Here is a 26289-nt window from a genome sequence, read left to right on the forward strand (position 1 = left end):
GGAACAGGACGGTAGCGGCCCGTAGTGACAGTGCTTTTCGATCTCGGGGACAGGCTCACGCGCCGCTGTGCCGGGTGAGCCAGTCGTTCAGGGCGCGGGCGGTGGTCTCGGCGTGTTCTTCCATCATGGTGAGGTGGTCGCCGGGGACGTCGAGGGTGGCGTGGGGGAGGTGCCAGGCGAAGCGCCAGTCGGGGCCGCCGAGGGGTTCGCCCGACGGGCCGGTGACGGGGCTCTCCGGGCGGACGAGGAGGGTGGGGGCGGTGATGGGTTCCGGCTTCCAGGCGGAGAACATGCGGAGGTAGCCGCCCATCGCCGTCACTCGGGCGGTGTCCATCAGGCCGAGCCGCCGTTCCCGGTGGAGGACGGCCGTCTCGATGATGGGCAGTGTCGCCGGGGCGTCCGGGAGCGGCGTGTCGATCAGGACGACCGCCCGCGGGGCCACCCCCCGGGCCTCCAGCCGGGCGGCGACCGCGTGGGCGATCCAGCCACCGGATGAGCGGCCGACCAGGACGAAGGAACCGTCGCCGGTGGAGCCGACGACGTCGAGGGCGGCGCGCACCTGGGCCTCGATCGCGACGTCGGCGTCCGCCGGGAGCCGTTCGCCGGGGCGGAACCCCGGCTCGGGAAGGACGGTGACGTCGCGGACCCCGCGCAGGGGCGCGGCGAAGCGGGCGTACTCCTGGCTGCCCGAGATCATCACCAGCGACGCGAAGCACACCAGTGCGGGCCGGGCGTCGCCGCGCGCCAGGCGCACCGGGGCGGGTGCGCCGTCCGGGTCGCCGCCGGGGCCGAAGGTGGGGCGGACCTGGGCGGCGGCCTCGATCATCCGGATGCCTTCCCTGATCCGACCGAGGCGGCAGGTCTGTCGGAAGAGTTCCAGGAGACCGTCGGGGATGGCGGCGTCGCCCGGAGGGGTCCCCCCATCGGTGCGGGGGCGGCCGCCGGGCCGCGGCGCGGCCCGCCCCGGCGACCCGACGGCCTGCGTCAGTTCCGTTCGCAGGTACCGGGCGAGGTCGCGCGGGGTCGGGTAGGTGAAGATCAGCGCCGGGGGCAGCCGGAGACCTGACGCGGCGTTGAGCCGGTTGCGGAGCTCGACCGCCGTAAGGGAGTCGAATCCCGCTTCCAGGAACCCGCCGTCGGCCTCGATCCGGTCGGCGTCGGGGTGACCGAGGACGTCGGCGGCACATCCTCGGACGAGATCGGTGAGGTGCCGTTCGAGCTCGTCGTGGGACAGGAGGGCGACACGTTCACGCAGCGCCTTCGCGCCGCTGCCGGCGTCTCCGACGACCCTTCGGCGGGGCGCACGGACCAGCCCGCGGAAGAGTGGCGGAACGTCCCCCGTACGGGCGGCGCGTGCGCGCAGTCCGGGCAGATCCACGGGCAGCGGCACCATGTGCGGTGCCCCGCTTCGCAGGGCGGTGTCCAGGTGCGCCAACCCCTGCTCGGTCTCCAGCGGCGCGGCCATGCCCATGCGGGCCATCCGGTTCAGGTCGGTGGTGTCCAGGTGAACCGTCATCCCGGTCCGTTGGGCCCACAGCCCCCAGGACAGCGACGTGGCGGGCAGGCCGGACGCCCTCCGGTGGTGGGCCAAGGCGTCGAGGAAGGCGTTGGCGGCGGTGTAGTTCGCCTGGCCGGGAGCTCCCAGGAGCGCACCCGCGGAGGAGAACAGCACGAACGCGGCGAGGTCACGGTCGCGAGTGAGTTCGTGCAGGTTCCAGGCCGCGTCGATCTTCGGTCGTGTGACCCTGTCGATCCGGTCGGGCGTCAGTGAGGTGAGCACCCCGTCGTCGAGGACACCGGCGATGTGGACGACCGCGGTGAGGGTGTGCTCGCGCGGGATGGCGTCCAACACACGGGCGACCGAGGGACGGTGGGCGGCGTCGCAGGCGGCGAAGGTGACCTCGGCACCGAGAGCGGTCAGGTCGGCGGCGAGTTCGGTGGCCGCCGCGCTCCGTCCCCCGCTGCGGCCGAGCAGCAACAGCCGGCGGACCCCGTGTGTGGTGACCAGGTGGCGCGTGACCTCCTGACCGAGCGTTCCGGTGGCGCCGGTGACCAGGACCGTTCCGTCGGCCGGAAGGGCCGGTGGCTCGGCGCCGCCGGTCCGTGAGGGCGGGGAATCGGACCCCGCGCCCTGCGGTGCGTCCTCGCACCGCGCCGGACGGGCCAGACGGGGTGCCAGCATCCGTCCCTCGCGGATGGCGATCCCCGGTTCCCCACTGGCGACGGCACCTGCCAGGAAGGGCCACGCCCTCTCCGGCTCGTCCGCATCGACGATGACCAGTCGGCCGGGGTGCTCGGTCTGGGCCGTCCGTATCATGCCCCACAGCGGCGCGCGGGCCAGATCGCCGACGCCCTCGTTCGCGCGGGTCGCAACCGAACCGCCGGTGACGACGACCAGTCGGGTGTCCTCCAGCCGTTCGTCCTCCAGCCAGCGGTGCAGGACGTCCAGCATCGCGTGCAGGGCGGCACGCGCGCCTTCCGCGGTCCCGTACCGTGCGTCCTGCGTTGCAAGGCAGGGCAGGATCACGGTCTCGGGCACCGGCCCCCCTGCGTCGAGCGACGCTCTCAGGTCGGGCATGTCCCGGTAGACGGTGAGGGGTCGCCCGGCGGAGTCGCGGAACCCTGTGGGCCCGGAGTCGAGCAGGACCCATCGGCCGGTCGCGTCGGGGACCTGGGGCGCGGGCACCGGGTCCCAGGTCAGGACGTAGAGATCGTCGGCGGCCGTCGGGCCGGTGCCGACGAGGTCGTCGGCGCCCATCGGCCGCAGGGTCAGACCGCCGACCGACACCACGGGAACGCCCTCAGGGTCCGCGGCGGTCAGCGTGAACGTTCCCGGGCCGACGCAGGTCAGCCGCACCCGCAGTTCGGTGGCGCCGTCGGCGTGCAGGGTGACATCCGTCCAGGAGAACGGAATCGCGATGGCACCGCGCGTGAGATCGCCGTCGGCGAGGGCGAGGGCGTGCTGGGCCGCGTCCAGCAGAGCGGGGTGCAGTCCGAAGGCGGTGGCCTCGCCGTGGCGTGGGTCGGGCAGCCGCACCTCGGCATGGATGTCGACTCCGTCCCGCCAGGCCGCCCGCAACCCCTGGAAGGACGGGCCGTACTCGTAACCCGACGCCGCGAGCCGCTCATAGGCGCCGTCCAGGTCGATCCCGCGGGTGTCCGATGGCGGTCGGCTCGAAGGAGGAGCGGAAGGCGCGGCTTCCTTCGCGGTCAGTGCCCCTTCCGCGTGCCGGGTCCAGGGTGCCTCCGCGTCGCGGGACATCCGCGCGGGGCGCGAGTGGATGGCGATGGCGCGGCGGCCGGTGTCGTCGGCGGGGCCGATCGTGACCTGCACTGTGACGGCCTCGTCATCCGGGAGGGCCAGCGGGGTCTGGAGTGTCAGTTCGTCGAGGTGGGGTGTGTCATGGCGCTGGCCCGCGTAGAGCGCGAGGCCGACCATCGCGGTGCCCGGCAGCAGGACGGTGCCGTCCACGGCGTGGTCGGCCAGCCAGGGGTGACTGTGCAGCGAGATACGACCGGTGAACACGCTCCCTCCCGCGCCCGGGAGCGGGATCACGGTCCGCAGGAGGGGGTGATCGACCGGCGCCCCGCCATCGGCCGTGCCGCCGATCCGGTTCTCTTCGCCGTCGAGCCAGTAGTGGCGCCGCTGAAAGGCATAGGTCGGCAGCTCGACGGGCCGAGCGTCCGGGAACAACGGCGTCCAGTCGACGGGGGCTCCGCGCACGAACGCTTCCGCCGCGGACCCCAGGAAGCGGTCCCAGCCGCCGTCACCGCGGCGCAGCGTACCCACGGCCGCACCGGACGCGTCGGCCGCGGCCAGGATGTCCTCGATCGCGCCGGTAAGGACCGGGTGCGGGCTGGCCTCGATGAACAGGCCGTACCCGGCGCCGACCAGGGAGCCCACGGCCGCATCGAAGCGGACCGGGTTGCGCAGCGCCCGGTACCAGTAGTCGGCGCCGAGCGCGGTGTCCCCCAGCTTGGCACCGGTGAGCGTGGAGAAGAACGGAACCGCGGGCGCACGGGGGTCGAGCCCGGCGAGGACCGCGGCGACCTCTCCACGGACCTCCTCCACGAAGGGGGTGTGCGAGGCGTAGTCCACATCGATGCGATGCGCTCTCACACCCACCTTTCCGCAGTGGTCGACGAGCTCGTGTACCGCGGCGGGATCTCCCGCGGCGACCGTGGCGGCCGGGCCGTTGACCGCGGCGATGTGCAGGCGGCCCGGCCAGCCGTCGATGAGGCGGGTGGCGTCCGCTTCCGACAGTGCCAGGGAGACCATGCCGCCGGTTCCGGCCAGGGTGCCGACCGCGCGGCTGCGCAGCGCCACCACCCTGGCGGCGTCCTCCAGGCTCAGCGCTCCCGCCACGCTCGCCGCGGCGATCTCCCCCTGGGAGTGGCCGACCACCGCGGCCGGCCGCACGCCCAGCTCGCCCCAGGTACGGGCGAGGGAGACCATGATGGCCCACAGGGTCGGCTGCAGGACGTCCACACGTTCCGACGGTGGGGCTCCGGGCGCTTCGCGCACCGCGTCGAACAGGGACCACCCTGTGAACGGCTCCAGCGCCGCCGCGCACTGCTCCATGTGCCCGCGGAAGACGGTCGAGGTCGCCATCAGATCCACGGCCATCCCCGGCCACTGCGAACCCTGGCCGGGGAAAACGAACACCGGCTTGTCACCGGGGATGTCCGAGCAACGGCCCCGCACCACGTCGGCGGCTGCGGCATCGGCGGCGACCGCGTCCAGGCCGTCGACGAGCCCGTCGCGGCCGTCGGCCACGACCACGGCGCGATGCTCGAAGGCGGCGCGCGTCGTCACCGAGGACAGCGCACCGTCCGCGGTCGCCACCCGCGGATCGGCGTCCACCGCCTCTCTCAACCGCCGGGCCTGCGCACACAGCGCCTCCTCGCTCTTCGCCGACACCACCCACGGCAGGGCGCGGGGCGGGTGCCCCACCGGGCGGGAGGAGGCGACACCCGTGATCGCGGGCTCCTCGGGGGCCTCTTCCACGATGACGTGCGCGTTGGTGCCGCTCATTCCGAAGGAGGAGACCCCGGCGCGGCGCGGGCGCCCGTTGCGGGCCCACTCACGCCCCTCGGACAGCAACCGGACCGAACCCGAGGACCAGTCCACCTCCGGCGTCGGCGCATCCACATGCAACGTCGGCGGCAACACACCATGGCGCATCGCCATCAGCACCTTGATCACCCCACCGACCCCCGCCGCCGCCACCGCATGGCCGATATTGGACTTCAACGACCCCAACCACAGCGGATCATCCCCACCGTGCTCCCGCCCATAGGTCGCCAACAGCGCGTTCGCCTCGATCGGATCACCCAGCCGCGTACCCGTACCATGCGCCTCCACCGCATCCACATCCCCCGCCGACAACCCCGCATCGGCCAACGCGCGGCCGATCACCTTCTGCTGTGAGGTGCCGTTGGGTGCGGTCAGGCCGCTGCTGACGCCGTCGTGATTGATGGCCGTCCCCCGCACGACGCCCAGGATGCGACGTCCGTTGGCCCGCGCATCGGACAACCGCTCCAGCAGGAGCACCCCCACCCCCTCCGACCACCCCGTCCCGTCGGCCGCCGCGGCGAACGCCTTGCACCGGCCATCGGGCGCCAACCCCCGCTGACGGCTGAACGCGGTGAACGCCCCGGGAGCGGCCATGATCGTGGCGCCTCCGGCCAGGGCCAGGGAGCACTCCCCCGCACGCAGCGACCGCACCGCCAGGTGCAGTGCCACCAACGACGAGGAGCACGCGGTGTCGATCGTGACCGCGGGGCCCTCCAGCCCGAACGTGTGCGCGACGCGTCCCGCGGCGACGCTCGCCGCGTTACCCGTCAGCAGATGGGCGTCGACGCCGCCGGCCGCTTCGTGGAGACGTGGGCCGTAGTCCTGGGCGACCAGACCGACGAACACCCCCGTCCCCGACCCCCGCAGCGACGACGGGTCCACACCCCCGGACTCCACCGCCTCCCACGACGTCTCCAGCAGCAACCGCTGCTGCGGATCCATCGCCACCGCCTCACGCGGCGACACCCCGAAGAAGGCGGCGTCGAACTCCCCCGCACACTCGACGAACCCACCCTCCCGCGTATAGGACGTTCCGGCCGTTCGGGGGTCGGCGTCGAACAGCCCCGCAAGGTCCCAACCCCGGTCGGCGGGGAATGCCCCGACCGCGTCGACACCGCCCGACACCACGTCCCACAGACCCTCCGGCGACACCGCACCCCCCGGGAAGCGGCACCCCGCGCCCACCACCGCCACCGGCTCACCGGCCTTGTACAGCAGGCGGCGATTCTGCTCGCGGACCCGCCGCAGATCGGTGGTGACCTGCTTCAGTACGTCGCGGAGCTTGTCCTCGTTCGCCATCGCCGACCCTCGTCTCCCTTCGGACGTTGCCGTGTTCGTGCTGCGGTGATGCCAGGGTGCTGCGCCGTCGCGGTGGCCGACGGTCAGGAGATCCCGAACTCCTTGTCGATATAGGCGAGAAGTTCCTCGTCGGAGGCGTCGCGGAGGTCGTCGGCGGCGGAGGCGGAAGCCGCGCCCGCGGCCGGGGAGCCATCGGCGTCGATGCGGTCCACCAGCGCCCGCAGCCGCGTGACGGCGGTGCAGCGGACGGACTCGGGCAGGGCGTCGGTGACCAGGGCGGCTTCGATCCGCTCGACCTCGCGGAGTACGGATCCGCCCTCGGCCTCGGCGAACCGGTCGGCGAGGTGGCGGGTGAGGCCGGCGGGGGTGGGGTGGTCGAAGGCGACGGTGGTGGGCAGGTCCAGTCCGGTGGCCGCGCGAAGGCGGTCGCGGAGCCGCACGGCGCTCAGCGAGTCGCCTCCCGCGTCGAGGAATCCGCGGTGGTCGTCGATCTCGGCGGGGTCGGTGTGGCCGAGCACCGCGGCGGTCAGCGCGCGGACGGTGGTGAGGAGTTCCCGCTCGCGTTCGGCGGGGCCGAGGGCGGCGAAGTCGGGGGTCTTGGGGACGGGGGCCGGTGTGTTATCGGTGGCGCGGTTCGCCGTGGCGCCGGTGGCGTCGAGCCAGTAGTGGCGGCGCTGGAAGGCGTAGGTCGGCAGCTCGGTCCGCCGGGCACCGGGGAACAACGGCGCCCAGTCCACATCCACACCCGAGGTGTACGCCTCCGCCAACGCCCGCACCCACCGCTCGGGCTCGTCCTGGTCGGGATCCATGACGGGAACCAGTGCGGGTGTGTCCCGGCCGGTATGGGCCGCGACGGTTTCGGCGGCGAGCCCGGAGAGTTCGCGGCCCGGTCCGAGTTCGATGAAGGTGGTCACCCCCTCCTCCAGCAACCACCGCACACCGTCACCGAACCGCACCGCCGCGCGCGCCTGGCGCACCCAGTACCCCGCATCCCCCACCTCGTCCCCGCCCAACGACCGACCCGTCACGCCCGACACCACACCCAGCTCCAGCCGCCCCCACGACAGCCCCGCAGCGACCTCCCGAAGCTCCTCCAGCACGCCGTCCACACACGGCGAATGGAAGCCGCACCCCACACGCAACCGCCGCACCCGCGCCCCGCGGGCACGCCACTCCCGCTCGACCTCGCCCACACCCCGCTCGTCCCCCGACACCACCACCGACGACGGACCGTTCACCGCCGCCACCGCGACGTCCTCGCCCAGCGACCCCGCGACCTCCGCCTCCGACGCCCCCACCGCCACCATCGCGCCGCGGCCCACACTCCCCATCAACCGCCCCCGCGCCGCCACCAACCCACACGCATCGGCCAACGACAGCCCACCCGCGACGTGAACCGCCGCCAGCTCCCCCACCGAATGCCCCAGCAGGAAGTCGGGGCGCACCCCGAAGGACTCCAGCAACCGGAACAGCGCCACCTCCACCGCGAACAGCGCCGGCTGGGTGTACTGCGTCAGGTCCAGCAGCGCCGCGTCCCCCGACCTCTCCTCCGCGAACACCACATCGCGCAACGGCCGCCCCAGCGACCCCCCGAACCCCGCGCACACCTCATCGAACGCCTCCGCGAACACCGGCCATGCCCCATACAACCCACGCCCCATCCCCACACGCTGCGCCCCCTGACCGGCGAACAGGTAGGCGGTCTTGCCGGTGCCGCGCACGGCGCGGTCCTGCAGGGATACGGCTCCGGGGACGCCCTCGGCGAGTTCGTCCAGGCCGCGGAGGAAGTCGGAGCGCTCCCGGCCGACCACCGCCCCCCGGTGCTCCAGGTGGGCCCGCCCCGACGCCAGCGACCACCCCGTGTCCGCGACGTCGCAGCCGTCGGCGGCGAAGTCCCGCAGACGCGCGGCCTGCGCACGCAGTGCGGCGCCGCTGTGCCCGGAGATCGGCCAGACAAGCGTTCGGGGTGTCCCCGTGCTGCGCTGACGTGGAACGGGGACAGGCGCGGGGGCGTCGTCGGCGGGCGGTTCTTCGAGGACGGCGTGGGCATTGGTACCGCTGATCCCGAAGGAGGAGACCCCGGCGCGGCGCGGGCGCCCGTTGCGGGCCCACTCACGCCCCTCGGACAGCAACCGGACCGAACCCGAGGACCAGTCCACCTCCGGCGTCGGCGCATCCACATGCAACGTCGGCGGCAACACACCATGGCGCATCGCCATCAGCACCTTGATCACCCCACCGACCCCCGCCGCCGCCACCGCATGGCCGATATTGGACTTCAACGACCCCAACCACAGCGGATCATCCCCACCGTGCTCCCGCCCATAGGTCGCCAACAGCGCGTTCGCCTCGATCGGATCACCCAGCCGCGTACCCGTCCCATGCGCCTCCACCGCATCCACATCCCCCGCCGACAACCCCGCATCGGCCAACGCGGCGCGGATGACGCGCTCCTGCGCCGGGCCGCTGGGCGCGGTCAGCCCGTTGGAGGCGCCGTCCTGGTTGACGGCGGTGCCGCGCACGACGCCCAGGATGCGACGTCCGTTGGCCCGCGCATCGGACAACCGCTCCAGCAGGAGCACCCCCACCCCCTCCGACCACCCCGTCCCGTCGGCCGCCGCGGCGAACGCCTTGCACCGGCCGTCGGGCGCCAACCCCCGCTGACGGCTGAACTGGATGTACATGCCGGGCGTCGCCATGATCGTGGCGCCTCCGGCCAGGGCCAGGGAGCACTCCCCCGCACGCAGCGACCGCACCGCCAGGTGCAGTGCCACCAACGACGAGGAGCACGCGGTGTCGATCGTGACAGCCGGCCCCTGAAGCCCGAGGGTGTAGGCGATCCGGCCGGAGGCCACCCCCGCCATGCCGCCGGTGAGGGTCAGGTCGTCGAGTCCGGGCGGGGCGTCGGCGATGCGTGGGCCGTAGTCCTGGGCGACCAGACCGACGAACACCCCCGTCCCCGACCCCCGCAGCGACGACGGGTCCACACCCCCGGACTCCACCGCCTCCCACGACGTCTCCAGCAGCAACCGCTGCTGCGGATCCATCGCCACCGCCTCACGCGGCGACACCCCGAAGAAGGCGGCGTCGAACTCCCCCGCACACTCGACGAACCCACCCTCCCGCACATACGACGTCCCCGCCGCCTCCGCATCGCCGCTGAACAACCCCTCCAGATCCCATCCGCGGTCATCCGGAAACGCCCCGACCGCGTCGGCCCCCCGGGAGACGACCTCCCACAGCTCCTCCCCCGATGCGATCCCGCCGGGGAAGCGGCACCCCGCGCCCACCACCGCCACCGGCTCACCGGCCTTGTACAGCAGGCGGCGGTTCCGGTCGCGCAGGCGCTCGTTCTCCTTGAGCGCGGAGCGCAGGGCCTCGATCAGCTTGGTGTCGTCCATCGGTGGTCAGCCTCCGTGGCCGGCGGAGCCGGTGTGGTCGCGGTGGTCGTCCAGGGCGAGGTTCACGAGTTCCTCGGCCGCCATGGCGTCGATCGGGTCGTCGCTGTCGCGGGGCCGGGGGACGGCGCTGTCGGCAGGGTCGCCGGGGGTGCGGGCGAGATCCAGCAGGGCGTCGAGCAGACCGCTGGCGCGCAGGACGGCCGGCGGGATGCCGTCCAGTGCCCGCCGGGCCTCGTCGGTGGCGGTGTCGGGGGCGGTCGGCTGCGCGGGGGCGCCACCGCCCTGCCCTTCCTCGGGGCTCAGCCGGCCGGCCAGCCACCCGCTCAGGGCGCTGGGCGTGGGGTGGTCGAACAGCAGGCTGGAGGGGCCGCGGACACCGGTGGCGGCGGCCAGGCGGTTGCGCAGCTCCACGGAGGTCAAGGAGTCGAATCCGGCCTCGGAGAACGGCCGGTGCGGCGGGATGCCGGCGGTGCCGGAGTGCCCGAGGACCGCGGCGGCTTCGCGGCGCACGAGGTCGAGGAGGGCACGGCGCCGTTCGGCCGGGGGCACATCGGCGGCCCACGGTGCCCGGGCCGCCGGGGAGGTACGCGCCGCGGGACGGTCCGGGATCCGGAGCAGGCCGCGCAGCGGCGGGGGCGGCGGGACGGACGCCGCCACCGGCGAGGCGGTGTCGAGGTCGGCGGGCACCAGGTGCGGGCGGCCGAGCGACAGCGCCGCGTCGAACAGGGCCAGTCCCCGTTCGGTGGGCATCGGTGCCAGCCCGAGGCGGGCCAGCCGGGCGCGGTCGCCGTCGCCGAGGTGGCCGGTCATGCCGCTGGCCTGCTGCCACAGCCCCCACGCGAGGGACACCCCGGGGAGCCCGAGGGCGTGCCGGTGCCGGGCGAGCGCGTCCAGCGCGGTGTTGGCGGCTGCGTAGGCGCCCTGGCCGGGGCCGCCGAGGACTCCGATGGCGGAGGAGAACAGGACGAAGGCGGCGAGATCGCGGTCCCGGGTCAGCTCGTGCAGGTGCCACGCCGCATCCGCCTTAGCCCCCAGTGCCCGGTCGAGCGCCTCGGCGGTCATCGTCTCGGACGGGGCGTCCTCCAGGACCCCGGCGGCGTGCACCACCGTGGTCAGGGGGTGTTCTGCGGGGATGGCGTCGATCACGGCGGCCAGGGCGGAGCGGTCGGCGACGTCGCAGGCGGCCAAGGCCACGGTCGCGCCCAGGGCGGCCAGCTCGTCGCGCAGGCGCTCGGCGCCCGGGGCGTCCGGGCCGCGCCGCCCGGCCAACACAAGGTGGCGGACCCCATGCGCGGTCACCAGGTGGCGGGCGACCAGGGCGCCCAGGGTGCCGGTACCTCCGGTGATCAGGGCGGTGCCCTCGGGGTCGGCGGCCCGCGGCACGCTGAGGACGACCTTGCCGGTGTGTTCGGCGCGGCTCAGGTGGCGAAGCGCCTCCGGGGCGTGGCGCAGGTCCCAGACGGCGACCGGGGGCGCGTCGAGCCGGGCCTCCCGGAGGAGGCCGGTGACCTCCTCCAGGAGCGCCCTGACCCGGTCGTGCGGCAGTTCGAGCAGGTCGATCGGGTGGTAGGCGGTGCCGGGGTGGGCGGCCGCCACCTCGTCCGGGTCGCGCACGTCGGTTCGGCCCATCTCGACGAAGCGCCCGCCGGGGGCGAGCAGCCGCAGTGACGCGTCGGTGAGGTCCCCGGCGAGGGCGTTGAGGACGACGTCGACGCCCCGGCCGGATGTGACCTGGCGGAACCGCTCCTCGAACTCTGCCGTACGCGATGACGCGATGTGCTCGTCGTCCAGGCCCATGGCCCGCAGGACCGGCCACTTGGCGGGATGGGCGGTCGCGAAGACCTCGGCGCCCAGGTGCCGGGCGAGCCGCACGGCCGCGGTGCCGACTCCGCCGGTGGCCGCGTGGATGAGCACCGAATCGCCCTTGGTCACGGCCGCGACCTCGACCAGCGCGTGGTAGGCGGTCGCGTGGACGACGGGCACGGCTGCGGCCAGGGTGTCGGGCCACGCGTCGGGGACGGGCACCAGGCGGCGGTAGTCGGTCACCGCCGTCGGTCCGAACGCGCCGTCGAACAGGCCCATGACACGGTCGCCGGGGCGCAGCCCGGTGACGTCCGGGCCGATCTCGGTGACCACCCCGGCCGCCTCGCAGCCCATGGTGCCGCCACCGGGGTACAGGCCCACGGCGATGAGCACGTCGCGGAAGTTGAGCCCGGCGGCCCGTACGTCCACGCGCACCTCGGTGCGCCCCAGGGGCAGGTCGGTGACGGCGACCGGCGCCAGGTCGTCGACGCCGCCCGTGCCTCCGGCATCCAGCCGCCATCCGGGGGCGACGGAGAGCGGAGGCGCGGTGGAGTGGCGGGCCAGCCGCGGCACCCGGCCGCCTCCCCGGCGCACCGCGATCCGCGGCTCGCCGGTGCCCAACAGCGCGGTGAGCGCGGCCGGGGAGCGAAGGTCGCCGTCCACGTCGACCAGGACGAACCGGCCGGGGTGCTCCGATTGGGCGGCGGCCACGAGCCCCCACACCGCGGCCTGCCCGGGAGCGGGGACGTCACCGGGCACCGCCGCGGTACCGCCGCGGGTGACCACGGCCAGCGCGGTGTCGGCGAGGCGGGGGTCGGCCAGCCAGGCACGGATGGTTGCGCGCGCCCACTGCGCCGCCGCGTGTGTCCCGCCGACGGGGTGGGCGTCGGATCCGCCCGGTGCGATGGGGCACACCGCCAGGGCGACCCGCGGTGCCGGTATGCCGGCGTCGATGGCCCGCGCCAGGGCGGCGGCGTCGAGGAACTCCCCCGCACGTGCTCCCGGCAGGGGCGCGGTGCCGCCGAGGACGGCCACGCCCTCGTCCGAGCCGGTCTCGGGAACGGACAGGGGCTCCCAGTCGAGGTGGTAGAGGGAGCCGGTGCGGCGGCCCAGGGCACTCAGCCAGTCGGCCGGGGCCTCGCGCAGCTCCAGGTCGGTGGTGAGGACCGGCGCTCCGGCCGGGTCGGTGGCGCGGACGGCCACGGTGTCGGGGCCGGTGCGGCGGAGCCGGACGCGCAGCTCGCGCGCGCCGACGGCGTGCAGGCACATGTCGCTCCAGCGGAACGGGACCAGCAGACCGCGGTCCGCCGGCTCGTCCAGGAGCAGGGCGTGCAGCGCGGCGTCCAGGAGCGCGGGGTGCAGGCCGTAGTCGGCTGGCTCCCCTCCGGAGTCGTCGGGCAGGGCGATGTCGGCGAACAGGTCGGGGCCGTCGCGCCAGGCGGCGTGCAGCCCGCGGAACGCCGGCCCGTAGCCGTAGCCGCGCTCGGCGAGGCGCTCGTAGGCGCGGTCGAGGTCGACGGGGGCGGCTCCGGGGGGCGGCCAGGCGGCGGGCAGGGGCTCCGCGCAGGGCGTTCCGTCGGCCAGGAGACCGGTGGCGTTGCGCGTCCAGGGACCGTCGCCGTCGAGCCGGGAGTGCACGGTGAACGGGCGCTCCCCCTCGGCGCCGGGGTGGTCCACGGTGAGGCGGACCTGGACGGTGTCGTCGCCGGTGAGCGGAAGCGGTGCGGCCATGTCCAGTTCGCGCACCCGGCGCCGACCGACCCGGTCTCCTGCCCGCAGCGCCAGCTCGGCGAAGCCGGCCGCGGGGAACAGGGGGGTGCCGTCGACGGTGTGCTCGGCGAGCCAGGCGACGCGGTGCGGCGACAGCCCCGCGGTGAGGACGGTGCCGTCATCGGCGAGGTCCACGGCCGCGCCCAGCAGGGGGTGGTCCACCGCGTCCACGCCGAGGGAGGCCGCGTCGGGCGCCGCGGTGGCGGGCGGCAGCCAGTACCGCTCCCGCTGGAAGGGGTAGGTGGGCAGGTCGACCCGGCGGGCGCCGGGCCGGGCCACGACCGGGGTCCAGTCGACCGGGGCGCCGTGCACGAAGGCCTCCGCGGCCGAGGCCAGGAACCGGTCCCAGCCTCCTTCGTGGCGGCGCAGCGTGCCGACGGCGGCGCCGGGCGCGTCGGCGGCCCCCAGGGTGTCCTCGATGGCTCCGGTCAGCACCGGGTGCGGGCTGATCTCGATGAACAGGCCGTGCCCGGCGTCGACCAGGGTCCGGACGGCCGCCCCGAAGCGGACCGGGCTGCGCAGCGCCCGGTACCAGTAGTCGGCGTCGAGCGGGGTGTCGGTGAGCCGGTCACCGGTCAGGGTGGAGAAGAAGGGCACGGCGGGCTCCCGGGGGTCGAGCCCCGCGAGGGCGGTGGTGACCTCGTCGCGCACCTCCGCCACGAAGGGGGTGTGGGAGGCGTAGTCGACGCCGATGCGATGCGCCCGGATGCCGGCCGTGGCGCAGTGGTCCAGCAGCTCGTAGACGGCGACGGCCTCACCCGCGGCGACCGTGGCGTTCGGGCCGTTGACGGTGGCGATGTGGAGCCGCCCGCGCCACGGTTCCAGAAGGCCGGCGGCCTGCTGCTCCGGGAGCGCCAGCGAGACCATGCCTCCGGTGCCGGCCAGGGCACCCACCGCGCGGCTGCGCAGCGCCACGGTCTTCGCGGCGTCGTCGAGGCTCAGCGCGCCGGTGACGCAGGCCGCGGCGATCTCGCCCTGCGAGTGGCCCACGACCGCGGCGGGGCGGACGCCCAGCGCACCCCAGGTGTGGGCGAGGGAGACCATGACGGCCCACAGCGTCGGCTGGACCACGTCCACCCGGTCGGGGGGCGGCGCGCCGGGGGCGCGGCGCAACGCGTCGAACAGGGACCAGCCGGTGAACCGCTCCAGGGCCGCGGCACAGGCCTCCATACGCTCTCGGAAAACCGGCGAGGCGTCGAGCAGCTCCACGGCCATCCCCGGCCATTGCGCGCCCTGGCCCGGGAACACGAACACCGGATCGCAGACGGGGCCGAGGGCGCCGCGGCGCCGCACCACGGCGGCGCCTACGGTGTCTCCGTCGCCGCGGGCGGCGGCGTCCAGGCCGCGGGCGACACCGTCGCGGTCGGCGGCCAGGACCACGGCGCGGTGCTCGAAGGTGGCGCGGGTGGTGGCCAGGGACAGGGCGCCGTCGGCGCCCGCCACGGCCGGGTCGGTCTCCACCGCGTCGCGCAGCCGCCGGGCGTGCGCGCGCAGGGCGTCGTCGCTCTTGGCCGACAGCACCCACGGCAGCACGGCGCCCCGGCCGGCGGGGTGCGGGAGGGTGTGGGGCGGGACCGCTGCCGCGGCGGTGTCGTCCGGGCGTTCCAGCACCATGTGGGCGTTGGTTCCGCTGATGCCGAACGAGGAGACCGCGGCGCGCCGCGGCCGGCCGCGGTCGGCCCAGGGGGTGGGGGCGGTGAGCAGGGCGATGCCGCCCTGGGACCAGTCGGCGTGCGGTGTGGGCGCGTCGACGTGGAGGGTGGGCGGGAGGGCGGCGTCGCGCATCGCCATGACCATCTTGATCACGCCGCCGACCCCGGCCGCGGCCTGGGCGTGGCCGATGTTGGACTTCAGCGATCCCAGCCACAGCGGGTCGTCGGGACCGTGTTCGCGCCCATAGGTGGCCAGCAGCGCGTTGGCCTCGATCGGGTCGCCGAGCCGGGTTCCGGTGCCGTGCGCCTCCACGGCGTCGACGTCGGCGGCGCCGAGGCGGGCGTCGGCGAGCGCGGCGCGGATGACGCGTTCCTGTGCCGCCCCGCTGGGTGCGGTCAGCCCGTTGGACGCGCCGTCCTGGTTGACGGCGCTGCCGCGGATGAGCGCGAGGACACGGTGGCCGCGGCTGCGGGCCAGGGACAGGGGTTCCAGGAGCAGGACGCCGACCCCTTCGGCCCAGGCGGTGCCGTCGGCCGCGGCGGCGAACGCCTTGCAGCGGGCGTCGGGGGCCAGTCCCTGCTGGCGGCTGAACTCGGTGAACATGCCGGGGCCCGACATGACAGCGGCACCACCGGCCAGCGCGAGGTCGCAGGAGCCGCTGCGCAGGTCGCGGACGGCGAGGTGGAGGGCGACCAGCGAGGAGGAGCAGGCGGTGTCGACGGTGACGGCCGGCCCCTCCAGGCCGAGGGAGTAGGCCACACGGCCGGAGAGCACGCTGGCGGTGCCGCCGGTGAGCAGCAGCCCCTCCAGGTCGCGGGGGGCGTCGTGCAGCCGCGGGCCGTAGTCGGGGGACATCGCGCCGACGAACACGCCGGTGCGGCTGCCGTGCATGCTCGCGGGGTCGATCCCGGCGCGTTCGAGGGCCTCCCAGGAGGTCTCCAGCAGGAGCCGCTGCTGGGGGTCCATGGCCAGTGCCTCGCGGGGGCTGATCCCGAAGAATCCGGCGTCGAACTCGGTCGCCCGGTGCAGGAACCCGCCTTCGCGCACGGAGCTGTGGCCGTGGGTGCCGGAGTCGCCGCCGAACAGCCGGGAGAGGTCCCAGCCGCGGTCATGGGGGAAGGGGCCGATGGCGTCGACTCCACCGGTGACCAGGCGCCACAGGTCTTCTGGGCTGTCGGCGCCGCCGGGGTAGCGGCAGGCCATACCCACGATGGCGATCGGCTCGGCCGGGTCGGGGGCCGCAGGTGCGGGCACGAGCGGCGGGGGTGGCGCGGAGGTCGCGGAACGGGACGGCTCGGGTCGGGGTGCCGGGTCGGCGGGCGGGAGGCCGAAAGCGGTGGGGGCCGTGGACCGGTCGGGCCGTTGCGGCGGGGCCGACAGCCCGGCGATGCGGCGGGCGAGCACGGCCGGGGTGGGGTGGTCGAAGATCAGGGTGTCGGGCAGGGACACCTCGCTGACCTTGCGCAGGCGGGCCCCCAGCGCGGCGGAGTCGTGGGAGTCGAACCCGAGCTCGGTGAAGGTGAGTGCGGGGTCGATCGCCTCGGGGCCGGTGTGGCCCAGGAGGTCGGCCGCTGCGGTGCGGACGGTGGCGAGGGCGTGACGGTACCGCGCCTCTTCGGCGGCGGGGGTGTCGGAGGCGGTGGCCGGGGCGGGGTGGGCGGGGAGCGTCTGCTGCGGCGATTCCGGCACAGGTTCCGACGCCGCATCGGTGTGGTCCGGGGTGTCGTCGGTGGCGGACGGGTCCGGCCTCCGGGACAGCCAGTGCGGCTCGCGCTGGAAGGCGTAGGTGGGCAGGGTGGGCCTGGTCCGCGGATGACCGCCGCCGCGCGGCAGCAGCCGTGCCCAGTCGACCTCGACACCGCTGACGTGCAGTTCGCAGAGCGTTCGGACGATGTGTGCGGGAGACCCGCCGTCGGCCTCGCCCGCCGTGGCCCCGACGAGCGGGCCGGGCGGTGCGCCATCCCGAACCGGGCCGCTCTCGGCGGGCCCGCCGACGGCCAGGACCACCCCGGCCCCCAGGTCGTGCGGCGTGCGGCCCGCCGCTGCGGCGCGGGTGTCGGAGCCGCGGGCCGCGTCGGCGTGACCGAGCCAGTGATCGGCGGAGCACACCTCGGCGGTGGCGAGTCCGCCGGTCCGGGCGGACACCAGGGGGATCCGCGGCGGCCACGCGGCGCACCGGGCGGCGCTCCGCGCGAACTCCTCGGCGGCCGGGTCCGCCGCCCGGTCGGTGCCGGGGGGCACGCGGCCGAGCCGGGCCCGGGCGGCCACCAGCAGTCCGGCGTCGGCCAGTTCGAGCACACCGGCGACGTGCGCGGCGGTGATCTCCCCCAGGCCCTCGCCGGCGACCAGGCCGGGGCTCAGTCCCCATTCCTCGAACAGCCGGAAGAGCGCCACGTCCGCGGCGAACAGGGCGGGTTGGACGAACTCGCCACCGGGCGGCACACGGCCGTGCAGCACGGCGCGCACCGGGGGGCCGAGCCGGGGGCCGAGCGCAGCGCAGGCGCCGTCGAGGGCTCGCGCGAAGACCGGGAAGGCCTCGACGAGCCGCGGGTGGATGCGCGGCCTCCGGGTCGCGGCTCCGGTGAAGGCGACGGCCGGTACGGGGTCGGGCAGCGCGGTGCCGCGCACCACCTCGGGTGTGTCCGCGCCGTCGGCCAGGGCCGCCAGGCCGCGCAGGAAGCCCGCGCGGTCGGTGGCGACGACGGCCGCGCGTCGGCGGAACGCCGTGCGGGTGGTGGCCAGAGCGTGGGCCACCTCGCCTACGTCGGCGTCGGGGCGGCGCGCGATGTGGTCACGCAGCCGGGCGGCCTGGTCGCGCAGGGCCGCGGGGGTGGTGCCGGACACCGTCCAGGGCAGGGCGGTGCCCGAGGCGGTGCGGGGGTGCTCGGCGGCGGGGACCGGCGGCGGTTCGGCCAGCAGCAGGTGGCAGTTGGTCCCGCCCATGCCGAACGAGCTCACGCCCGCTACCAGCGGGCGGCCGGGTCGGGGCCAGGGCCCGGTGGCGGTCCGGACCCGCAGGTTCAGTTCGTCGAGGGGGATGCGCGGATTGGGCGCGGTGAAGTTGAGGCTGGCGGGGAGGCGCCGGTGGTGGATGCTGAGCGCGGTCTTGATCAGCCCGGCGATGCCCGCGGCCCCTTCGAGGTGGCCGATGTTGGTCTTGACGGAGCCGACCGCAAGGGGGTGGCCGCAGGCGCGCGCGGCGCCGTAGGCGGCGCCCAGGGCGGCTGCCTCGACGGGGTCCCCCACGGGAGTGCCGGTGCCGTGGAGTTCCACGTACTGTACGTCGGCGGGGTCGGTGCGCGCCTGGGCGCAGGCCCTGCGTGCCACGGCGGCCTGGGCGGCGCCGCTGGGCACGGTCAGGGAGTCGGTCGCCCCGTCGTTGTTGACGGCGCTGCCGCGGATCACGCAGTAGACGGGGTCGCCGTCGGCCAAGGCCTGGGCGAGCGGCTTGAGGACGACGGCGCCCCCGCCCTCGCCGCGCACGTAGCCGTTGGCGCGGGCGTCGAAGGTGTAGCAGCGGCCGTCGGGGGAGAGCGCACCGAACTTCCAGGTGGTGAGACCGCTGTCCGGAGCGAGTATGAGGTTGACCGCGCCGGCGATGGCCAGCTCGCAACCGCCACGGCGCAGGCTCTCGACCGCCATGTCCACGGCGACCAGGCCGGAGGCCTGTCCGGCGTCGACGGTCATGCTCGGGCCGTGCAGACCGAGGATGTGGGAGAGCCGGTTGGCGATGATGCCGTGGTCGAGGCCGGTGAGGGTGTGGCGGGTGATGGCGTCGGCGCCCTCGCGGTGCACGAGGGTGGCGTAGTCATGGGTGAACGCGCCGGTGAACACACCGGTGTCGGTGCCGCGAAGGACGGCCGGAACGATTCCGGCGTCCTCCAGGGCCTCCCATCCCAGCTCCAGCATGAGGCGCTGCTGGGGGTCCATGGCGGCGGCCTCATTCGGTGCGATGCGGAAGAACCCCGCGTCGAACGCGTCGACGCGGTCGAGGTAGCCTCCCCACCGGACCGGCGGCGTGCCCGCGGAGGCGCGCTCCGGGGGGATCTCGCGGACCGCGCTGCGGCCGTCGTCGAGCAGTCGCCAGAACTCCTCCGGGCCGTCCGCGCCCGGAAACCTGCAGGCGAGGCCGATGACGGCGACCTCCCCGCCTGGCTCCGCGCCGACCTCGAACCCGTGTGTCTCATAACCGTCCAGTCCCACGTCGATTCCCTCCCCCTCGCTGCTGACAGCCGTCGGCCCTCGCCCGCATTCCGATCCGGGAACTCGTGCATTACGCCCGTTTTCGGCACAGGACGCCGACATTGAACAATAGAGCTCCGTCCCGTCTGTTTTCCTACGGCAAAGGAAAGAGCATCGCCCCTCCACGGAACGAACATGTGCCCTTGCGCGCTCTTCGCGTCATTCGCCGATCCCGACGCGAGCCCGCGGGGTTACGCCGACGCGTCCGGAGAAACGGTTCGGAGCGTGGTTCGGCCCGCCGCGCCGGAGGCGCACAACCGATGGTCGGCGGAAGGGCGCGGGCGCCGGGATCGCGGCGACCACGGGGAGCGGTGCGCGGGATACGGGGATGAGAATGGGAGTCGGAACCATAAACGACGGGCGGCACAGGGCGCAACATAAATATCTCAGGCGGCGACATCCCAATGATCGTAACTCCCGCGCATATGCACGGCAATACGCAATTTCATTTCGGTTGCGGATGGCGACCGCGTGAGCATGGGATTACGGTCCCAATGGGGCGCATGTGACGCAGGATACACAGCGGCCCGGACGCTTCCGCAGAAGCACCCAGGCCGCGACCTGCGAATACGTAAACAGGAGGCATATTTCAGGATTCGTACTTGGCCGAAAGTTCGGCCAGGTAGGCACGCGCACCTTCAGGGTCATAAAGCCAGTCGCGGAAGCTGGATGGGTCGTTCCAGCCCTGGATCCAGCGGTCGCCCGCCTCCCGGTAGGTCGCCGCGGCGCCGAGGACCGCGTTGACGTGCTCCGGCGGCGGGGCCTCCCAGTAGTTGGAGACGGTGTCGGCCCACAGCTCGGCGTCGTAGCCGTAGAGCCAGAACCTCTCGAACATGCCGGAGAGGAACTCGGCGTCGAAGGGGCGGTCCCCGCGCTCCAGGATGCACTCCAGGTAGCTCTTGGCGCAGCGGGTGGAGTTGTTCCACCCCTGCCCTGCGAACGGGTCGGAGGTGATCACGACGTCGGCGATGCCCAGGACGTTGCCGCCTGAGGGGAGCCGGGCCACAGCCTTGCGCACCTGCGGAGTGAGGGTCTGGATGAGCGTGCTCCTGCCGTCGACGAGCTCGGCGTCGCGCACCCGCTCGTAGTACTCGGGGGTGTTGCGTCGCAGCAGGTCCACCATCCGCCGCCACAGCTCGTCCGGACGGGGCTTGTCGATCCAGGCGCCGATGGGGCCGGCGAGCTTGTCGGCGATGAACAGGGAGTGGCACGGGCCGTCGGCGGTGAGGATCGGGAACAGCCAGATGTTGCCGGCCTTGGCCGCCGAGCCGATCCAGCCGATGGACTCCGGGAATCCGGTGTCGTTGGCCACGTCGTAGATGTTGGCCTGCACGAGCATGCGGGGGCGGGCGCCGCTGAAACGGTCGGGGTCCGGCTCGAACAGCGCCCCCAGTTCCCCGTGGCCGACGGCGACGACCACGAGGTCGAACATGCGGGAGAAGTAGTCGAGGTCGCTGAGGGTCACGCCGTGGATGACGACCTTGCCCCCGCTGTCCTCGAAGTACTCCAGCCAGTCGGCCATCTTCACCCGCCGGTCGACCGAGACGGCATAGGTCCGGTCGGCGAAGGAGCCCGTCACGGTCATGGCGGCGGGCCCCGGCGCCGGGTAAGCGTGCAGCTTGGACGTCTCGATGTGCGGGGCCTGTGAACTCCAGAAGTCGATGTTGAGCTCGCGTTCGTACCCCAGCACGGTGGGATAGGTGAGCTGGGTGACCGCCGGCCGGCCCGTACGGATCTCCGTGGAGGTCTGGCCCGTGATCACCGTGACGTCGTACCCGTGGCTGAGCAGACCGTGAGCGAGGTGCAGGCCCGACTGGCCGGCACCGACGATAAGGATCTTGCGCATCGAAGAGACAACTTCCCGGGCGATGGATTCTGGGCACTGGTGCTGGGCCGGTCGGGGGATGCGGCCGACCCTGATCTGCGTCCCTCGGTCAGTCGACCGGTGCTACGGCGCTGGCCGAATGTTTGTACCTTAGGCACCATAGCGCCCGGGGAACGGCCACGTGCGTCGAATTCCACGATCGGGACGTCATCGCCGATCTCCCCCGCTTCGCGGATCTGTCCGGACGTACCCCTCCGGATATCCGCCGAAGTCGTTCAATGCCAAAATGACGGTGATTCCACCGGTTTCGCGCTCATTGGTGGACGATGTCGCTATTCGTGCCCGTCTGTCGCCAACCGGCGGCAACCCGAGGTCGGCGCATGCACCTCGCCTGCGCAGCGGCAGCACCGCGCCCGGGCGCCGGTCCCGTCGCCCGCTTCGGCGGGCGACGGGATCGTGCCGCCCGCTGAAGCGGGCCACCGGTGCGCACCGGAATCCGCCGCGGCAATACTCCGCACGGCGGCGGCGATCCGCGTTCCGCCCTTCTCCGCGTCGGGAGGCCGAGGGAATTCCCCCGGCCTCCCGACATCGGATCCTCAACCCACCCGAAAAGGGGATGCTTTTTCACACCCACCCGGAATTCGCATTTCACTCCGCACTATTAACGTATGCCACCCTGGGCGGAACGGCCATTCCCCGGGTGCAGCGGATGCCGAATTCGGCGATCCAGGTCGACTTCACCCGGACACCGTGAAACGGGTCAGTACCGCCGCATGGTCGGACGTCCACTCGTTTCCGGCGTGGTGCGGGACCGGACGAGGGTCACCCACCACGACGTCGCGCGACTCCCGGACGCTCAGCCCGCTCCCCGCCTGGTAGACGAAGTCGATCCGGTCCTGCGGCTCGGCCGGCCCGCTCGACCCCTCGTGGAACGGGTAGACCGGCGACCAGGTGACGCCGGGGGACGCGACCGGGTCGGGGTTGGCCGCGCGGTAGGTGTCGCGCAGCCCGGCCTCGGCCGGCAGCACCGATGTCGGCCAGGGCACGTCCGCATAACCGCAGTTCTTCTCCCGCAGCTCCTCGGTCCAGTCCAGGTGGGAGGGCGCGTTGAAATCGCCCAGCAGCAGGACCGGCACCTCGTCGGCCGCGGCCAGTTGGCCGGCCATCGCCTCCAGGGTGTCGGTGATCTGCCCGGTACGCCCCGAATCGGCCTCGCGCCGCAGGATGCGGTCGGTGTCCATCCGCTCGAAACACGCGTCGTAGGGGCCGTAGGGCGTGTAGCCCAGGTGCACGTTCCACACGTTGACCTGGGAGTCCTCGCCGTCGAGGGCCACCCGGACGCCCGCGGAGGCGTTCACCTCCCCGTACTCGGCCACGATGGGGTAGCGGCTGATGACGCCCAGGCTCCCCGAGCCCTGCCAGTGGTACCAGCCCAGCGCCTCGGCCAGCCGGGCCGCGTGCCGCCCCTGCGTCTCCTGCAGGCCGACGATGTCGGCGCCGCTCTCCAGCAGGAAGCGCAGCTGTTTGTCGTGGTAGCCCTCGACCTGGGTGCCACCGTGCCAGGTGTTGAAGCTGAGCGCGCCGAGCTCGTCGACGAGCGGCTGCCCGGAGCCCCGGACCGGGATGACGGCGGTCAGCCGCGCGGTGGAGCCGTCCGGCCCTGCCGCCTCGACGGTCACCCGCGCATCGCGCGCGGCACCGTCCGGTGTCCCGCTGACCGTGCCGTCCTCGGCGACGTCGATCCACTCGTCGCCGCCGACGCGGGTGAACACGGCGTCGGACGGGGTGACCAGACCGCCCAGCCGCGCCTCGTAGGGGTCGCCGACACGCGCGTTGCCCAGCGTGGCCTCGCCGACGGGGAAGGAGGTCCCGCCCTCGGGCCGGACCTGGAAGTCGACGGGCTCGGCCAGCCAGGCGTATCCGTCGCGGGCCAGGTAGAAGGCGGTGTAGGCGCCCGGCTCCAGGGAGGACGTGGAGAACTCCAGGGTTCCCTCGGCCTCCGGGGCGTACCGCCAGTCCAGGGAGGGGGCGACGTACTCCTCGTCGACCGGGCCGCCGCCGTCGGCGCTGTAGAGCCCGATCCAGTCGGTGCCGTGCGGCTCGGAGGTGGCGTAGTCGAACGCGATCGGCTCGCCCGAGACGACGGACTCCGCCGAGGCCGTCAGGGTGCCCTGGGTGTCCGCTGTGCCCACCGCGGCGGGGGCCGCGGTCAGGGCGAGTATGCCGACGGTGGTGACCGCCAGTACGCGGTGCTGCCAGTCGTGCATGTTTCCGGTCTGCCTCTCGGTTGGGGGACATTGGGGCCGCAATCGGTCACTGTGCAGCCCCGATCACCCGGTATGCCCAACAACGTCCGGACTATCCGCGACACCGCGGTGAACACTCCCCACCACCCGTGACCACGGCCCCCACCCCTTACTCCGGTGCCGGCGCCGACCGCGGACTCAGGGGCGGTTACGGGTGGTGCCCGCTCTGCCGCGGCTGGCACTGTCCGACCAGGGGCACCACATGATTCGCCGCCGCTCCCGCCGCCGACGGACCCATGCCGCGCGTCGGCGTCGCCGACCCCTCGGCGACGGGCCGAATGGGCGACCGCGGCCGTCCGACCGCGGCGGCGCGTGCGAGCCGCCCCGGCCCAGCCACCCGCACAGCCGTTCCCCGATCCCCACTCCCCGAGGAGACGCATGCGACCACAGCGGTACCTCGCGGCGACGCTCATCACCGGCTTCGCCCTGATCGCCTCTACACTGACCGCCATGACAGCGGGCGCGGCACCCCACCACCGCTCACCCAAGATCTCCGGGCTGCGGGAACCGGTACAGATCCTGCGGGACACCTGGGGTGTCCCGCACATCTACGCCGAGAACACCGACGACCTGTTCCTCGCGCAGGGATACAGCGTCGCCCAGGACCGCCTCTTCCAGATCGACCTGTGGCGGCGGCGCGGCCTCGGGCAGCTCTCCGAGGTCCTCGGCCCGCAGTACGCCGAGCAGGACCGCGCCGCCCGACTCTTCCTCTACCGCGGGGGCATGGACGAGGAGTGGGCGAGCTACGGCCCCGAGGCCGAGCAGGCGGCCATACGGTTCACCGAGGGCATCAACGCCTACATCGACCGGATCGAGGGCGACCCGGAGGCGCTCCCCCAGGAGTTCCGCGATCTCGGCTACACGCCGGCCAAGTGGAAGCCGGAGGACGTCGTCCGGATCCGCAGCCACGCGCTGGCCGGGAACTTCTACCACGAGGTCAGCCGGTCCTACATGGCCTGCTGGGCGGACCCCGACGCGCACAAGTTCCAGCAGAGGCTGGAGGCGGGCAAGAGCGCGCGGGTACCCGAGGGTTTCGAGCCGTGCGACCTGCCCCACCAGGACGACCCGCTGGACTTCCTGGAGACCTACGTGCTGGGCACCCAGCCGGTGACGGTCACCGACGGCGAGGTCACCATGGTCCCGCTCGGTTCCGGAGCCGCGGAGGGGAGCAACAGCTGGACCATCGCGCCGGAGCGCACCGCCACCGGCCGTCCGATCCTGGCCGGGGACCCGCACCGGGCGATGACGGCGCCCTCGCTGCGCTACGTCACCCACCTGTCGGCGCCGGGGATCGACGTCATCGGCGCGGGCGAGCCGTCCATGCCCGGTGTCTCGATGGGCCACAACGGCACGATCGCGTTCGGGCTGACCATTTTCAGCATCGACCAGGAGGACCTCTACGTCTACGAGCTCGACCCCGACGACCCCACCCGGTACCGCTACGGAGAGGGCTGGGAGAAGATGCGGGTCGAGACCGAGCGGCTCGCCGTCAAGGGCGAGGAGCCGCGGGAGATCGAGCTCCCGTTCACCCGGCACGGCCCGGTCATCCACACCGACGAGGAGCGCAACCTCGCCTATGCCCTACGCAGCGTCTGGCTGGAGCCGGGCACCTCGCCCTACTACCGGAGCATGCGGATGATGCGGGCGCGGAACTTCGCCGAGTTCCAGGAGGCCATGAGCGGGTGGGGCGGCCCGCCGCTCAACTTCACCTACGCCGACACCGACGGCAACATCGGCTGGCAGGCCGGGGGGCTGACGCCCCGGCGCGCGGGCTACGACGGTCTGATGCCGGTTCCGGGCGACGGCCGCTACGAGTGGGACGGGTTCGTGGACCCGGCCGAGTACCCGAGCGTCTACAACCCCGAGCGCGGCTTCTTCGCCACCGCCAACGAGTTCAACGTGACGCCGGAGCAGGCGGCGACGTTCGGCTACGAGTGGCAGCCGCCGTACCGCCACGAGCGCATCGCCGAGGTGCTGTCGGCCCAGGAGGCCGGTACCGTCGAGGACTCGATGGCGCTGCAGAACGACCGGGTGTCGATCCCGGCCCGGCGGATCGTCGGGCTGCTGGAGGGGCTGGAGGCTCCCGACCCGCAGACCGGGGCCGCGCTGGAGCTGCTGCGCTCCTGGGACGGCACGGTCGCCGAGGACTCGCCGCAGGCCGCGCTGTTCGAGCCGTGGTTCATGCGCCACCTCGGCCCGGCCGTCGTCGCCGAGGCGGTGTCGGAGCAGATGTCGCAGGTCATCGTGTTCGCCGATTCCGGGGCGACCATGATCGACCTGCTGGCCGACCCCGAGCAGTGGTTCGGCCCCGACGGTGCCGAGATCCGGGACAGGATCCTGCTGAGCTCGCTGAAGAGCGCGTACGCCGATGTGTCGGACCGGCTCGGCGCGGACTCCGGCACCTGGACGTGGGGGGCGATCCAGAAGACGACGTTCGCGAACCCGACCGGCGCCCACCTGGGGCCGTTCCCGCGCGGAGGCTCGCCGCACACGGTGGACGCGTCGAACTACAACTGGTTCACCTACGCGCAGACCTCCGGAGCGTCCTTCAAGATGGTGCTCGACGTGGGGAACTGGGACGGCTCCCGGGCGATCAACGCGCCCGGCCAGTCCGGCGACCCGCGCAGCCCGCACTACGACGACCTGGTGCCGAAGTGGCGCGCGGGCGACTACTTCCCGCTGTTGTACAGCAAGAAGGCGGTGAAGCGGAACGCCGTCTCCGAGCTGCGCCTGCGCCCGTAGCCGACGCGGCCCCCGGCCCGTGCCCCGGTTCGCCCGCGGCGCCGTGCCCTGCCAGGGTCCCGTTTCCTCTGGTGGCACCGGGCCGGATGGGAAAATGAGGGCAGCCGTCGATGCCCCCGACGCGCGGGGGATCCCCCGCTCCACGGCCCCGGACGAGGATCGCGCAGAGAG

The 26289-nt window shown here is 73.7% G+C and carries 6 protein-coding genes; 1 reads left to right on the top strand and 5 read right to left on the bottom strand.

Annotated elements, in window-relative coordinates; all coding sequences use genetic code 11:
• Window positions 1–55: 55 nt before the first annotated feature.
• The 5 genes from HNR23_RS13840 to HNR23_RS13860 all read right to left on the bottom strand — a co-directional run bounded on the left by HNR23_RS13840 (window position 56) and on the right by HNR23_RS13860 (window position 23337).
• Entirely contained in the window at window positions 56–6376 is a 6321-nt protein-coding gene (locus HNR23_RS13840; RefSeq protein WP_184075975.1) for a type I polyketide synthase, read from the bottom strand.
• 83 nt (window positions 6377–6459) lie between these two features.
• Window positions 6460–9777: a type I polyketide synthase gene (locus HNR23_RS13845; protein WP_184075976.1), complete on the bottom strand. Its 3318-nt coding sequence runs from the start codon at window positions 9775–9777 to the stop codon at window positions 6460–6462.
• 6 nt (window positions 9778–9783) lie between these two features.
• A complete protein-coding gene (locus HNR23_RS13850) occupies window positions 9784–19206 on the bottom strand; it encodes a type I polyketide synthase (protein ID WP_221308113.1) in 9423 nt (3140 codons plus the stop codon).
• A 628-nt stretch (window positions 19207–19834) separates the two neighbouring features.
• A complete protein-coding gene (locus tag HNR23_RS13855) occupies window positions 19835–21091 on the bottom strand; it encodes a styrene monooxygenase/indole monooxygenase family protein (protein WP_184075978.1) in 1257 nt (418 codons plus the stop codon).
• A 716-nt stretch (window positions 21092–21807) separates the two neighbouring features.
• Entirely contained in the window at window positions 21808–23337 is a 1530-nt protein-coding gene (locus HNR23_RS13860; protein WP_184075979.1) for an endonuclease/exonuclease/phosphatase family protein, read from the bottom strand.
• A gap of 417 nt (window positions 23338–23754) precedes the next feature.
• Between HNR23_RS13860 and HNR23_RS13865 the strand changes: the two genes are divergently transcribed.
• Window positions 23755–26118: a penicillin acylase family protein gene (locus HNR23_RS13865; RefSeq protein ID WP_184075980.1), complete on the top strand. Its 2364-nt coding sequence runs from the start codon at window positions 23755–23757 to the stop codon at window positions 26116–26118.
• Window positions 26119–26289: the final 171 nt, after the last annotated feature.

Origin of the sequence: Nocardiopsis mwathae, assembly GCF_014201195.1 — a bacterium.
Classification (GTDB): Bacteria; Actinomycetota; Actinomycetes; order Streptosporangiales; family Streptosporangiaceae; genus Nocardiopsis_C; species Nocardiopsis_C mwathae.

Bases quoted from the DNA above. Each gene is read 5' to 3' on its own strand.
- HNR23_RS13840 (WP_184075975.1), bottom strand. From the start codon at position 6,376: ATGGCGAACGAGGACAAGCTCCGCGACGTACTGAAGCAGGTCACCACC.
- HNR23_RS13845 (WP_184075976.1), bottom strand. From the start codon at position 9,777: ATGGACGACACCAAGCTGATCGAGGCCCTGCGCTCCGCGCTCAAGGAG.
- HNR23_RS13855 (WP_184075978.1), bottom strand. From the start codon at position 21,091: ATGCGCAAGATCCTTATCGTCGGTGCCGGCCAGTCGGGCCTGCACCTC.
- HNR23_RS13860 (WP_184075979.1), bottom strand. From the start codon at position 23,337: ATGCACGACTGGCAGCACCGCGTACTGGCGGTCACCACCGTCGGCATA.
- HNR23_RS13865 (WP_184075980.1), top strand. From the start codon at position 23,755: ATGCGACCACAGCGGTACCTCGCGGCGACGCTCATCACCGGCTTCGCC.